Below are 13,190 nucleotides of genomic sequence, written 5' to 3'. Positions count from 1 at the left end.
GGGGACACCATGAGCAACCCGTTCGAAAAGGAAGACGGCGTGTACGTCGTGCTGGCCAACGACGAGGGCCAGCACTCCCTCTGGCCGGCCTTCGCGGACATCCCGGCCGGCTGGACGACCGTCTTCGGCGAGTCCGACCGGGCGGCGTGCCTCGACTACGTCAACGAGAACTGGACCGATCTGCGGCCCGCATCGCTCGTCCGGGCGATGGCCCTGAACGAGAAGTAGCCCGGTCATGACGGCGAGTCGAGAGAGCGCGGTCCGCGAGTACTACGAACGCGTGGACGCGGCCGACTACGAGGCGGTCTTCGACATGTTCTGCGAGGACCTGGTTTACGAGCGGGGCGGCACCGAAGCGATCGTCGGAATGGACGAGTTCAAACGCTTCTATCTGGCCGACAGGATCATCGAGTCCGGCCGGCACGAGGTGGCCTCGATCGTGGAGAACGGCGACTGGGTGGCCGCCCGCGGGGTGTTCACCGGGCAGCTGAAGACCGCCGAGGAAGTGTCCGTCAACTGGGCGGACTTCCATCTCTTCCGCGGCGGGAAGATATGGCGCCGGTACACCTACTTCGCCGATCGAGCGATATGAAAAAGGGAAGGAAGTCCAAGGCATGACTGCACGGTCAGGACCGGTCACGGAGGATGTGGTAGGGGTCGGGTTCGGCCCCTCGAACCTCGCACTGGCGATCGCCCTGGAGGAATCGGCCGGTCCGGCTTCGGGAAACCCCGGCGTCGGCATGCGGTTCTTCGAGCGGCAGGAGGAGTTCGGCTGGCACCGAGGCATGCTGATGGAAGGCGCGACCATGCAGGTCTCCTTCCTGAAGGACCTGGCGACGATGCGCAATCCCGCCAGCGCCTACACCTTCGTCTCCTACCTCAAGGCGAAGGGTCGGATGGCGGAGTTCATCAACAGCAAGACGCTTTTCCCGCTCCGGGTCGAGTTCCACGACTACCTGGAATGGGTCGCCGAACAGTTCGCCTCGGTGGTCTCGTACGCATCGGACATCACCGGAATCCGCCCGGTGGTCGAGAACGGTGCGGTGGAAAGCCTCGACATCCTCGCCCGCACCTCTCCCGGCGCCGCTCCGACCGTCGTGGGCCGCGCCCGCAACGTGGTGATCGGCGCGGGGCTCTCGCCCCGGATGCCGGACGGAGTCCAGGAGAGCGACCGCATCTGGCACAGCTCCCGGCTGCTGCACCGCACGGCCGCCCTGACCCGTGCGCCCCGCACCGTCGTCGTCGTCGGTTCCGGCCAGAGCGCCGCCGAGGCCGCCGACTACCTGCACCGCACCTTCCCCGGTGCCGAGGTCAACGCGGTGCTCTCGCGCTACGGGTACAGCGTCGCCGACGACAGCCCGTTCGTGAACGGCATCTTCGACCCGGACGCCGTCGGCGAGTTCTACTCCGCGCCCCAGGACGTGAAGCAGACGCTGATCGACTACCACAGCAACACCAACTACTCGGTGGTCGACCTCGACCTGTCGCAGGAGCTCTACCGCCGGATCTACCAGGAGAAGGTCCTCGGGACCCAGCGGTTCAGGATGCTCAACGCCGCGCGGGCCACCGCCGCGGAGGAGCACGCGGACGGCGTGCGCGTGACCGTCGACTCGCTCGCGGGCGACTCGTCGCGGGTCATCGACGCGGACGTGGTCGTCTACGCCACCGGCTACCGGCCGAGCGACCCGCTGCCGCTTTTCCGGGAGCTGCTCGCCGACTGCAAGCGGGACGGGGAGGGCCGGCTGGTGGTGGGGCGGGACTACCGCGTCACGACCTCGGACGCGGTCCGGTGCGGGATCTACCTCCAGGGCGCGAGCACGGAGCACTCCCACGGCCTCGCCGCCGGCCTCCTGTCCAACACCGCGGTCCGGTCCGGAGAGATCGCCGCTTCCATCCTCAAGGGATAACGATGTACGTACCGCCCATCTATCAGCCCGAAGACCGCGGCTGGCTCCGCCGCATCATCCAGCGCTACCCCCTGGCCACGATGGTCACCAACGGGGAGCGGATGCCGTACGCCACGCACCTCCCGGTGATCTTCTCGCCCGAGGACGCCGCGGGCACCGGAGGCCCCGAGGGAACCACGCTGCTGGGGCACATGAACAGGGCCAACTCCCACTGGGACTCCCTGACGGACGGCGCGAACGCCCAGCTCATCTTCACCGGGCCCCACGGATACGTCACCCCCACGCTCTACCGGACCACGCCCGCGGCGCCGACCTGGAACTTCGTCTCGGTGCACGTGCAGGGCAGGCTGCGGCTGCTGCGGACCATGGAGGAGACCCTCGACGTCGTGCAGCGGACGGTCGACGCCTACGAGGCCGCCCACGGCGACGGCTGGCAGATGGACGGCTCGCTCGACTACTTCGCCCGGATCGGCACGGCGGTCGGTGCCTTCCGCTTCGAGGTGGAGTCCGCCGACGGCATGTTCAAGCTCAGCCAGGAGAAGGAGCCGGAGGTCCGCACCCGGGTCTCCGAGCGGCTCAGCACCACCGACGCCGGCCCCAGCCGCGACCTCGGACACCTGATGCGCGAGTTCTACCTCGACGAAGACCATGCCGCTTGATACCCCGAAAGGCGCCGTGAGCCCCGTGCTCTTGAACCTGTGGGGTGGCCCCGCCACCCCGAACTGCCTCATCGACTCCTTCCTGGAGGTCGCCTCCGAACGGCCCGACGCGGTGGCGGTCGTCGACGGTGAGACCGAAGTCGGCTACGCCGGGCTGCGGGACTGGGCGGGAGCGGTGGCCGCGCTGCTCACGGCCTCGGGGGTCGGGCCGCACGACCGCGTCGCCGTCACCGGGCCCCGCAGCGCCGCCGTGGTCGCGGCCTTCCTCGGAACGGTCGCGATCGGTGCCACCTACGTCCCGCTCGACCCCGAGTACCCGGTCAAGCGCCTCGCCCACATGCTGGACGACAGCGAGGCCAAGGTGCTGCTGTACACCGGGGACGAGCCCGCGTTCGAGACCTCGGCGGCACTGCTGAGGATCCCGGAGCCGGAATCGGTGGCGGCGGACACCCAGTGGCAGCCGGTCGCCTGCCACCCCGACCTGCCCGTCTACGTCATCTACACCTCCGGCACCACCGGATGGCCGAAGGGCGTGAGCATTCCGCACAGCTGCCTCGACGGCATGGCGGCCTGGCAGACCGCGCACTCGGTCCGCCGCGACCTGCGCACCGGACAGTTCGCACCCCTCAACTTCGACGTCTGCTTCCAGGAGGTACTGGGCACGCTCTGCGGGGGAGGCACCCTCGTCATCGTGCCCGAGAAGCTGCGACGGGACGCCTTCTCGCTGCTCGACTGGCTCGGCGAGAACAGGATCGAGCGGGTCTTCCTGCCGTACCTCGCCCTCAACATGCTCGCCGTGGCGGCCTCGGCGGAGGACTCCCTGGACCACCTGGCCCTCCGGGAGATCAACACCGCCGGCGAGCAGTTCGTCTGCACCGGCCCGATCCGCGAGTTCTTCGAGCGCCTGCCGGAGTGCCGGCTCAACAACCACTACGGCCAGAGCGAATCGGCGATGGTCACCGCCCACACGCTCACGGGACCCGCCTCGACCTGGCCGGCCCTGCCGCCGATCGGCATCCCGCTGCCGGGGTGCGAGCTCCTGATCGACCCCGTGGACCCGGCGGAGCCCGAGGTCGGCGAACTGCTGGTGGCGGGCCTGCCGGTGTCGCTCGGCTATCTCAACCAGGAGCAGCTCAACGCGGAGCGCTTCATCACCATCGACCCGTCGCCCCAGGGCCACACCCGGGCGTTCCGCACCGGAGACCTGGTCCGGCTCGACGACGGCGTGGTGCAGTTCCTGAGCAGGCGCGACCACGACGTCAAGATCCGCGGTTTCCGCGTCAACCTGCTGGAGGTCGACGTCTGGCTGCTCGAGCAGTCCGGCGTGGTCGAGGCCGCCTGTGTCGCCGTCGAAGCGGCCCAGGGCTCCCGCACCCTCCGAGCCGTGATCACCGTGGAAGAGGACGCGGCACCGACCGACACCGACGTGCTCCTGCGCCGCCTCGCCGAGGTGCTCCCCGCCCCCGCCGTGCCGGTTTCGATCACCGTGGTCGACGCACTGCCGCGGACCGCGAGCGGAAAGATCGACCGGCAGCGGATCGGCAGGGAACTCCTCGCGAGCGCTCGGTAGCCCGCGCCGCGTCCCCGGCGCCGCACCGTGAACAGGCCGGAGCGGCCGTCCCCCGCACATCGAACACCATCCCCTCACTCCCGTAGGAGCAAGTCCGTGCCCATCACCGATGCGATCCTCCCGGCCCAGCAGTACGCCAGCCGGCGCGTGGCCACCCCACGCCGCCTGCTGATGTGCCGGCCCGAGCACTTCGACGTGGTGTACTCCATCAACCCGTGGATGCACCCCGACAAGCCGTGCGACGCCGGCCTGGCACTCGCCCAGTGGGAGAAGCTGTACGAGCTCTACCGCTCGCTCGGCCACACCGTGGACGTGATCGACCCCCTCGCGGGCCTGCCCGACATGGTCTTCGCCGCCAACGGCGCGACCGTGGTGGACGGCAAGGTCCTCGGCGCCCGCTTCCGGCACGCCGAGCGGACCGCCGAGGGTCCCGCCTACCTCTCCTGGCTCCACGAGCAGGGCTTCGACCAGGTCCTGTGGCCGGAGTTCATCAACGAGGGCGAGGGCGACTACCTCCTGGTCGGCCGCCGCCTCCTGGCGGGAACCGGCTTCCGCACGGACCCGCGCTCCCATGCCGAGGCACAGGAGTTCTTCGGTGTCCCGGTCACGGGCCTGACCCTGGTCAACCCCGAGCACTACCACCTGGACACCGCCCTCGCGGTGCTCTCGGACACCGAGATCATGTACTACCCGGAGGCCTTCTCGCCGGGCAGCCGGGCCGTCCTGGAAGAGCTCTTCCCCGACGCGGTCCTGGCCTCCCCCGAGGACGCGGCGGTCTTCGGCCTCAACGCCTTCAGCGACGGCTACAACGTGATCATGCCGGAGGCCGCGACCGGACTCGCCGAGCAGCTCAGGCAGCGCGGTTTCAACCCGATCGGGGTCGACCTCTCCGAGCTGCTCAAGGCCGGCGGCAGCGCCAAGTGCTGCACCCTGGAGCTGCGTTCCGGTCACGTCCCGGGCGGCTCCCCGGACGCGCGGTCCCGCGCGCCGCGGACCGCGACGGAGCGTGCGCTGGCCGCCATCTGGGCAGAGGTCCTGGGCTCGGCCCAGGAGGACCGGGAGCGGGACTTCTTCGCCGCCGGCGGGGACTCGCTGCTCGTGACCAGGGCCGTCCTGCGCGCGCGCAAGGCCTGGGACGTCGACCTGACCGTCCAGGTCGTGCTCGACCACCCCGTGCTGAAGGACCTCGCCGAACAGATCGATCTCATGGTGCGGTCCGCCCAGGCCCCCGCCCAGCCCTGACCCGGAAGGACGCCGAAGTGGTACGAACGCTGCTGGCCCTGGACTACCCGGGGCGCCGCGCGGAGGCGAAGATCGCCGACCTCGGCCTCGAAGCACACGGATACGAAGTGGCGCAGCTGCTGACCGCCCCGCTTCCCGACGCGCTGACCGGTCGTGAGTACGCGCAGGAGCTCTTGCGCGCACACGGTCTCGCCGAGCGGGAGCCCGCCGCGATACTCGCCTACTGCGCCTCGGCCCCGCTGGCGCAGGAACTGGCGCGCCACATGGTGGAGGCCGGGAGGCAGGCGCCCCCGCTCGTCTTTTTCGACGCGGCGCCGCTGACCGCGCAGGACATCACCGACGATTACGCGACCGTCCTCAGGCAGATCGACGCCTCGGCGTTCGAGGAGAGCGGTTCGCGGACCGACGTCGCGTCCCTCATCGGCACCCCCGAAGAGCTCGTGGGGGCCATGCGGGAGGAGATGACCCGGTACGCGCGCAACTCCCTCGCGGAGGACCTCTTCGACGAGGAGGAGGTGGAGCTGGCCGCCGAGCAGATCGTACGGGTGTACCTGGACCTGCTGACGCACCAGATCGCCGCCTACCACGGGTCGGCCCCCGCATGGGGAGGGGACGTGGTGAACATCGTGTCGGCCGGCAACCCGTTCCAGGGTGAATGGCCGGGGGCCCGCGCCACGCGGGTCGTGCGTACGGCGCGGGACCGCGCCGGCCTGCTGGCCGACGCGACCACCCGCGACACGGTGCTGTCCTTGCTGGCGTGAGCCGGCGAGGACGCGACGGGGGAAGGGGAACGGCGGTGTCCCGGATCGGGGGGTCCGGGACACCGTCCGCCGGCCGGCCTCGGCGGCCGGCTGCTAGACCGGCAGGCCCGTCGGTTGCTTGATGCGCTTCATGATGATCTGCGAGTTGACCTCGGTGACGCCGGAGAGGGCCGTCAGCTTTTCGATCCAGAGGCGTTCGTAGGCGCGGAGGTCCTCCACCGCGATGCGCAGGAGGCAGCCGGGGCTGCCGAAGAGGCGGTACGCCTCGATGACGTCGGGGATGTCCTGGAGGGCCGCCTCGAAGGCCTCGACGGCGGCGCGGTCGCGGCGCACCTCGACGGAGACCAGCACCTCGAAGCCGCGGCCGACCGCCTCGGGGGCGATCACCGCGCGGTAGCCCTGGATCACCCCGTCCTGTTCGAGCTGGCGTACGCGCCGCATGCAGGGGGAGGGGGTCAAGCCGACGCGCTGGGCCAGCTCCTGGTTGCTGAGGCGGCCGTCGGCCTGGAGCTCGCGCAAGATTTCACGGTCGATGGCGTCCATGGAGCAATTATCACCCCAGGTCATCCGGAAGGAGGGCCTGAAGTGGCAATCGTATTGCGCGTAGATCTCACTATCATTGCTTTCGATAGGACGGATGTACGAGGTATCACCCGTACGTGAGAAAGGGTGGCCATGGGACGGATCGTCGTCATCAGCACCGGCGGCACGATAGCCAGCCGCTGGCAGGGTTCCGGCTTCGCGGCCGATGCCGACGGGCGCGAGGTCATGGCCACCGCGCCGCTGCCCGAGGACATCACCGTCGAGGTGGTGGACCTGTTCAGCGTGAACAGCCCCCGGCTGACCACCGCCCACCAGCTCACCCTGCTGCGCACCGTGCACGAGGTGCTGGCGGACCCGGGCGTGGACGGCATCGTCGTCACCCACGGCACCGACACCCTGGAGGAGTCGGCGTTCCTCGTCGACCTCCACCACCACGACCCGCGCACCGTGGTGTTCACGGGCGCGCAGCGGCCGATGGGCACCGCGGACGGGGACGGACCGGGCAACCTGTACGACGCGCTGCTCACCGCGGCGAGCACGCGGGGGCTCGGCGTGCTGATCACGTTCGCCGGCCGGGTGCACGCGGCACGCGGCACGGTGAAGACCCAGGCCGTGGCGCTGGACGCCTTCGCCGACCCCTCGAAGGAACTCCTCGGGAAGATCGGCTTCGGCAGGGTCACGATGCTGCGCTCCCCGCAGCGCCCGGAGCCGCTGCCGCTGCCCGCGATGCCGCAGGTGCCGCCGCGGGTGGACGTCGTGATGCACCACGCGGACGGGGACCCGGTGCTCCTGAACGCGGCGCTCGCGGCGGGCGCGCGGGGTCTCGTACTGGTGGGCACCGGCGCGGGGAACGCGACGCCGGAGATCGTGGACGCGGTGAAGGACGCCGTGGCGCGGGGCGTGCTGGTGGCGCTGACCACGCGGGTCGCCGCCGGGCCGGTGACCGAGATCTACACGCACGGTGGAGCCGTGGACCTGGTCGCGGCGGGGGCGGTCCCGACGGGAACGCTGCGGGCGCCGCAGGCGCGGATCGCGGTGCTCTCCGCGCTGCTGGCCTCGCAGGACGCCGCGGACCGGGTCCGCGTTCTGCAGCGCAGCGTGGATTCGGCCGGGCCGGCGCTGGTCACCGCCTGAGCCCGGGCGGACCGGCCGGTGTGCCGGGGGCGCTGCCCCCGGCACCTCTCCCACGCCGTACCGGGGGATGTCCCCCCGTGCCTCACACCCCGGCGGGGCTGTTCCTGTCCGTGAACGCCGCCAGGATCCGGTCCGCCGCCGAGGTGGGGGTCAGCGCGCCGGCCCGGACCGCCGCTTCCAGGCCGGGGGCCAGGTCGCGGACCGCCGGGTTCGCGCGCAGCCGCTCCAGCAGCTCCTCGCGGACCATCGACCAGGTCCACTCCACCTGCTGCTCCGCGCGCTTGGCCGCCAGGCGGCCGCCCGCGTCCAGCAGCTTGCGGTGCTGCTCCAGACGGTTCCAGACCTCGTCCAGACCCGCCGACTCCCGTGCGCTGCACGTGAGCACGGGCGGGGTCCAGGCCGCGTCCGCCGGGTGCATCAGGCGCAGGGCGCCCGACAGCTCCCGCGCCGCCGCCTTCGCGTCGCGCTCGTGCGGGCCGTCCGCCTTGTTCACCGCCAAGACGTCCGCCAGCTCCAGGACACCCTTCTTGATGCCCTGCAGCTGGTCTCCCGTACGGGCCAGGGAGAGCAGGAGGAACGAGTCCACCATGCCCGCCACCGTCGTCTCCGACTGGCCCACGCCCACCGTCTCGACCAGCACCACGTCGTACCCCGCCGCCTCCATGACGATCATGGATTCGCGGGTGGCCTTCGCGACCCCGCCCAGCGTGCCCGCCGAAGGGGAAGGCCGTACGAACGCCGCCGGGTCCACCGACAGGCGCTCCATCCGGGTCTTGTCGCCCAGGATGGAACCGCCCGTACGCTTCGAGGAGGGGTCCACCGCCAGCACCGCCACCCGGTGGCCCAGCCCCGTCAGCATCGTGCCGAACGCGTCGATGAACGTGGACTTGCCGACGCCCGGCACCCCGCTGATCCCGATCCGGCGGGCCCGCCCCGTGTGGGGGAGCAGCTCCGTCAACAGCTGCTGCGCCAGGGCGCGGTGAGCGGGCAGGGTGGACTCGACGAGCGTGATGGCGCGCGCGATGAACGCGCGCTTCCCGTCGAGCACCCCCTTCGCGTAGGCCTCGATCTCGATCTTCGGAGGCATCGGCCGCGCCCTACAGCTCGTGGCCCAGATCCGCGGCCAGCCGCGTCACCAGGTCGTGGGCCGCGTCCGGGATCACCGTGCCGGGCGGGAACACCGCCGCCGCGCCCATCTCCAGCAGCGTCGGCACGTCGGCCGGCGGGATCACCCCGCCCACCACGATCATGATGTCCTCGCGCCCCTCCTCCGCCAACTGCTCGCGCAGCGCCGGTACGAGGGTCAGGTGGCCGGCCGCCAGCGACGACACGCCCACCACGTGGACGTCCGCCTCGACGGCCTGGCGGGCCACCTCCGCCGGGGTCTGGAACAGCGGGCCGACGTCCACGTCGAAGCCCAGGTCGGCGAAGGCGGTCGCGATCACCTTCTGGCCGCGGTCGTGCCCGTCCTGGCCCATCTTGGCGACCAGGACACGCGGACGGCGGCCCTCCGCCTCCTCGAACCGGTCGACCAGGGCACGCGTGCGCTCCACGTTCGGGGACTCTCCTGCCTCGGTGCGGTACACACCCGAGATCGTACGGATCTGGCTCGCGTGCCGCCCGTACACCTTCTCCAGTGCGTCCGAGATCTCACCCACCGTGGCCTTGGCACGCGCCGCGTCCACCGCCAGCGCGAGCAGGTTGCCGTCGCCGCGCTCGGCCGCGTGCGTCAGCGCCCGCAGGGTGTCCTGCGTGACCGCCTCGTCGCGCTCCTCGCGCAGCCGCCGCAGCTTCTCGATCTGCTGCGTGCGCACCGAGGAGTTGTCGACCTTGAGCACGTCGATCTGCTCGTCGTTCTCCACCCGGTACTTGTTCACGCCGATCACCGGCTGGCGCCCCGAGTCGATCCGCGCCTGCGTGCGGGCGGCGGCCTCCTCCACGCGCAGCTTCGGAATGCCCGCGTCGATGGCCTGCGCCATGCCGCCGGCCGCCTCGACCTCCTGGATGTGCTGCCAGGCCCGGCGCGCCAGGTCGTACGTCAGCTTCTCGACGTACGCGCTGCCGCCCCACGGGTCGATCGACCGGCAGGTCCCCGACTCCTGCTGCAGCAGCAGCTGGGTGTTGCGGGCGATGCGCGCCGAGAAGTCCGTCGGCAGCGCGAGCGCCTCGTCGAGGGCGTTGGTGTGCAGCGACTGGGTGTGTCCCTGGGTCGCCGCCATCGCCTCGATGCACGTACGCGTCACGTTGTTGAAGACGTCCTGAGCAGTCAGCGACCAGCCCGAGGTCTGCGAATGGGTGCGCAGCGAGAGCGACTTGGCGTTCTTCGGATCGAACTGCTTGACGAGCCGCGCCCACAGCAGGCGCGCGGCGCGCAGCTTCGCGACCTCCATGAAGAAGTTCATGCCGATCGCCCAGAAGAACGACAGGCGCGGCGCGAAGGCGTCCACGTCCAGCCCGACCGCCTGCCCGGCGCGCAGGTACTCCACACCGTCCGCGAGGGTGTACGCGAGCTCCAGGTCGGCCGTGGCCCCGGCTTCCTGGATGTGGTAGCCGGAGATCGAGATGGAGTTGTACCGCGGCATGTTCTGCGAGGTGAACGCGAAGATGTCCGAGATGATCCGCATCGAGGGCTTCGGCGGATAGATGTAGGTGTTGCGGACCATGAACTCTTTGAGGATGTCGTTCTGGATGGTCCCGGCGAGTTTGTCGGGGGAGACGCCCTGCTCCTCCGCCGCCACGATGTAGAGGGCGAGGACCGGCAGCACCGCGCCGTTCATCGTCATCGACACCGTCATCTTGTCCAGCGGGATGCCGTCGAAGAGCTGCCGCATGTCGTAGATCGAGTCGATCGCCACGCCCGCCATGCCGACGTCACCCGTGACGCGCGGGTGGTCGCTGTCGTAGCCGCGGTGCGTGGGCAGGTCGAAGGCGATCGACAGGCCCTTCTGGCCGGCCGCGAGGTTGCGCCGGTAGAAGGCGTTCGACTCCTCGGCCGTGGAGAACCCCGCGTACTGGCGGATCGTCCAGGGCTGGTTGACGTACATCGTCGGGTACGGGCCGCGCAGGTACGGGGCCACCCCCGGGTAGGTCCGCAGGAAGTCGAGCCCCTCCAGGTCCCGGCCCGTGTACAGCGGCTTCACGCCGATGCCCTCGGGGGTCTCCCACAGCAGGTCGCCGGCGGCGGTCCCGGTGGACTCCTTGACGGCGGCGCGCCACTGGTCCTCGGACCCGGCGGCCGGGCCCGCGCCGGTCAGCGCGAGTTCGGAGAAATCGGGGATGCTCAAGACGCGATTCCCATCCGGTCGAGTACGGAGGACAGCACGGCGACCGCGTCGCAGCCCGCGAAGACGTACTCGTCCACGGCCTGCGCCGACGTGCCGGGCTTGCCCGCGAGGAACACGGTCGTCGCGCCGGCCCCGCGCAGCGCCGCGGCCACCGCCTCGGCCTGCTCCTCGTAGAGCCGGTCGCTGGAGCACAGCACGGCCATGCCGTCCGCGCCGCTCGCGGCGTACGCCTCGGCGGCCGTCGCCGGGTCCACCGACACCGGGTCGTGGACCGGCTCGACACCGCCCGCCTGGAACAGGTTCGCGGCGAAGGTGGCGCGCGCGGTGTGCGCCGCCGCGGGTCCCAGCGCGGCGAGGAAGATCCGCGGACGGTTCCCGGTCGCGGCCAGGTGCGCGTCGCTGCGGGCGCGCAGCGCCTCGTACGCCTCGTCCCGCCGTACGCGCGGCAGCCCGCCGGCGGGGCCCGCCGGGGCGGGCTCGCGGTCGAGGGGCTTCTCCGAGAGCAGCGGGAACTCGCTGACGCCGGTGATGGGTTCGCGGCGCTTGGCGAGCCTCTTGGAGCGCTCGGCCCAGGTGGCGGCGAGCCGGTCGGCGACCAGGCCGGAGCGCAGGGCGGCGGCGAGGCCGCCGGCCTTCTCGATCGTCTGGAAGAACTCCCACGCGGCCTGCGCGAGTTCGTCGGTCAGCCGCTCCACGTAGTACGAGCCGCCGGCCGGGTCGATGACGCGGGCCAGGTGCGATTCCTCCAGCAGGATGGTGGAGGTGTTGCGCGCGATGCGGCGCGCGAAGGCGTCCGGCAGGCCCAGCTCGTGGTCGAAGGGGAGCACGGTGACCGAGTCGGCCCCGCCGACGCCCGCCGCCATGCAGGCGACGGTGGTGCGCAGCATGTTCACCCACGGGTCGCGACGGGTCATCATCACGGGCGAGGTGACGGCGTGCTGGCGCTGGGCGCCGGCTTCCGGGGCCCCGCAGGCCTCGGCGATCCGGGCCCACAGGCGGCGCGCCGCGCGGAACTTCGCGATCGTGAGGAACTGGTCCGCGGTCGCGGCGTAGCGGAACTCGAGCTGTCCGAGGGCGGCGTCGACGCCGAGGCCCGCGGCGGGGGCGCCGGAGTCGGTGCCGGAGTCGGTTTCGGCCTCCGTGAGGGCGCGGAGGTAGGCGACTCCGGTCGCGAGGGAGAGGCCGAGTTCCTCGGCGGCCGACCCGCCGGCCTCGTGGTACGGCAGCGCGTCGACGAGGAGGGCGCGGACGCCGGGCCAGTGCGCGGACGCCTCCCGGGCGAGGGCGACGGCGTCGGTGAGGTCCAGGACCTCACCCGTACGGGCCTCGTGGCCGAGCGGGTCGGCGCCGAGGCTCGCGCGGGCGGCCTCGGGGGCCACCTGCCGTTCGGCGTACAGGCGCAGCAAGGCGCGTGCGGCGTCGGCGTATTCGGCTCCGGCGTCGAGGGAGACGGGAGCCAGGTCGAGGTAGACGCCGTCCAGCGCGCGGGGGAGCGTGTCGACCGGGAGGCCGCCGAGGCCGCTGCCCACGGACAGCCAGAGGGAGGTGACCCCGTTCTCGAGGTCGGTGAGAACAGCCTCGTTCACCCGTACGGGGTCGTGTCCGACGTAGCGCTGGCGTACGTCCCAGCCGGCGGCGGCACCGCCGGCGGGGCTGCCGCCCCGTATGAACGGCGCGAAGCCGGGAAACCCGGTCTCGTCGGCCGTTTCCGGTGCGGTGTACAGCGGGCGGGTGGTGAGCCCGTCCTCGAGCTTCGTGGACAACGCGTCTTCTGCGGCTTCGCCGGATACGTCCTTGCCGGACTTGCGTAGAACGCCCTCTACCAGGCGCTGCCACTGCTCATGCGTCGCGTCAGGGAACTCGGCGGCCAAGGAGAGCCCGTCATCAGGCAGGACCGTCATGGCTCGAATGCTAGGGGGGTCGCCTTGTGAACGACTATAACCACCGGATGTGATCTCGCCCTCTCATGTGAGATGGGGAGTGTCTCGAAAGAGCGTTTTGAGTAGCGGTGCAGGGTGGCGGGGCGTGGTGGGGCGTGGTGGGGGCGGTGTCCGGGGTGGTGACGTGCCCGGGACTTGGCGCCAACAAAT

The 13,190-nt window shown here is 71.2% G+C and carries 12 protein-coding genes and 1 pseudogene; 9 read left to right on the top strand and 4 right to left on the bottom strand.

Annotated features, from left to right (window positions below; genetic code table 11):
* The first annotated feature begins 9 nt into the window (after positions 1–9).
* From ACFY1T_RS20750 to ACFY1T_RS20715, 8 genes and pseudogenes are all read left to right on the top strand, one after another.
* Positions 10–228, top strand: coding sequence for an MbtH family protein (locus tag ACFY1T_RS20750; protein WP_390789411.1), 219 nt, complete (start codon positions 10–12; stop codon positions 226–228).
* A 7-nt stretch (positions 229–235) separates the two neighbouring features.
* Complete coding sequence (locus ACFY1T_RS20745) at positions 236–592, top strand: nuclear transport factor 2 family protein (protein WP_390789410.1); 357 nt, start codon at positions 236–238, stop codon at positions 590–592.
* A gap of 22 nt (positions 593–614) precedes the next feature.
* The gene (locus tag ACFY1T_RS20740; protein WP_390789409.1) at positions 615–1,907 is read left to right on the top strand and encodes a lysine N(6)-hydroxylase/L-ornithine N(5)-oxygenase family protein; all 1,293 of its coding nucleotides are present in this window, start codon (positions 615–617) and stop codon (positions 1,905–1,907) included.
* Positions 1,908–1,909: 2 nt separating this feature from the next.
* Positions 1,910–2,566: an FMN-binding negative transcriptional regulator gene (locus tag ACFY1T_RS20735; protein WP_390789408.1), complete on the top strand. Its 657-nt coding sequence runs from the start codon at positions 1,910–1,912 to the stop codon at positions 2,564–2,566.
* Between the two features lie 25 nt (positions 2,567–2,591).
* On the top strand, positions 2,592–4,136 hold the full coding sequence (locus ACFY1T_RS20730; protein ID WP_390789407.1) for an AMP-binding protein: 1,545 nt from the start codon (positions 2,592–2,594) through the stop codon (positions 4,134–4,136).
* Between the two features lie 171 nt (positions 4,137–4,307).
* Positions 4,308–5,078: pseudogene (gene ddaH / locus ACFY1T_RS20725) on the top strand (dimethylargininase); the annotation flags it as partial.
* Complete coding sequence (locus tag ACFY1T_RS20720) at positions 5,067–5,378, top strand: phosphopantetheine-binding protein (protein ID WP_390789427.1); 312 nt, start codon at positions 5,067–5,069, stop codon at positions 5,376–5,378. The pseudogene ddaH and the gene ACFY1T_RS20720, both read left to right, overlap by 12 nt.
* A 17-nt stretch (positions 5,379–5,395) precedes the next feature.
* Positions 5,396–6,139 (top strand): hypothetical protein, encoded by a 744-nt coding sequence (locus ACFY1T_RS20715; RefSeq protein ID WP_390789406.1) that lies wholly within the window; start codon positions 5,396–5,398, stop codon positions 6,137–6,139.
* 93 nt (positions 6,140–6,232) lie between these two features.
* Here ACFY1T_RS20715 and ACFY1T_RS20710 read toward each other — a convergent pair whose 3' ends face one another.
* Entirely contained in the window at positions 6,233–6,682 is a 450-nt protein-coding gene (locus tag ACFY1T_RS20710; RefSeq protein ID WP_390789405.1) for an Lrp/AsnC family transcriptional regulator, read from the bottom strand.
* Positions 6,683–6,814: 132 nt separating this feature from the next.
* Between ACFY1T_RS20710 and ACFY1T_RS20705 the strand changes: the two genes are divergently transcribed.
* Entirely contained in the window at positions 6,815–7,816 is a 1,002-nt protein-coding gene (locus ACFY1T_RS20705) for an asparaginase (protein ID WP_390789404.1), read from the top strand.
* A gap of 82 nt (positions 7,817–7,898) precedes the next feature.
* Here the strand turns inward: ACFY1T_RS20705 and meaB are convergent, their stop codons facing one another.
* Genes meaB through ACFY1T_RS20690 form a run of 3 tightly spaced genes read right to left on the bottom strand, consistent with a single transcriptional unit; the run spans position 7,899 to position 13,001 of the window.
* Positions 7,899–8,903, bottom strand: coding sequence for a methylmalonyl Co-A mutase-associated GTPase MeaB (meaB, locus tag ACFY1T_RS20700; RefSeq protein ID WP_390789403.1), 1,005 nt, complete (start codon positions 8,901–8,903; stop codon positions 7,899–7,901).
* 10 nt (positions 8,904–8,913) lie between these two features.
* Positions 8,914–11,100: a methylmalonyl-CoA mutase gene (gene scpA / locus ACFY1T_RS20695; RefSeq protein WP_030868888.1), complete on the bottom strand. Its 2,187-nt coding sequence runs from the start codon at positions 11,098–11,100 to the stop codon at positions 8,914–8,916.
* On the bottom strand, positions 11,097–13,001 hold the full coding sequence (locus ACFY1T_RS20690; protein WP_390789402.1) for a methylmalonyl-CoA mutase family protein: 1,905 nt from the start codon (positions 12,999–13,001) through the stop codon (positions 11,097–11,099). Before ACFY1T_RS20690 ends, scpA begins: the two co-directional genes overlap by 4 nt.
* Positions 13,002–13,190 lie beyond the last annotated feature (189 nt).

The sequence above is a fragment of the Streptomyces sp. NPDC001194 genome, from assembly GCF_042896985.1.
GTDB lineage: Bacteria > Actinomycetota > Actinomycetes > Streptomycetales > Streptomycetaceae > Streptomyces.
Note: the sequence above shows the minus strand (reverse complement) of the source record. Positions and strands in the feature narration are given on the sequence as shown.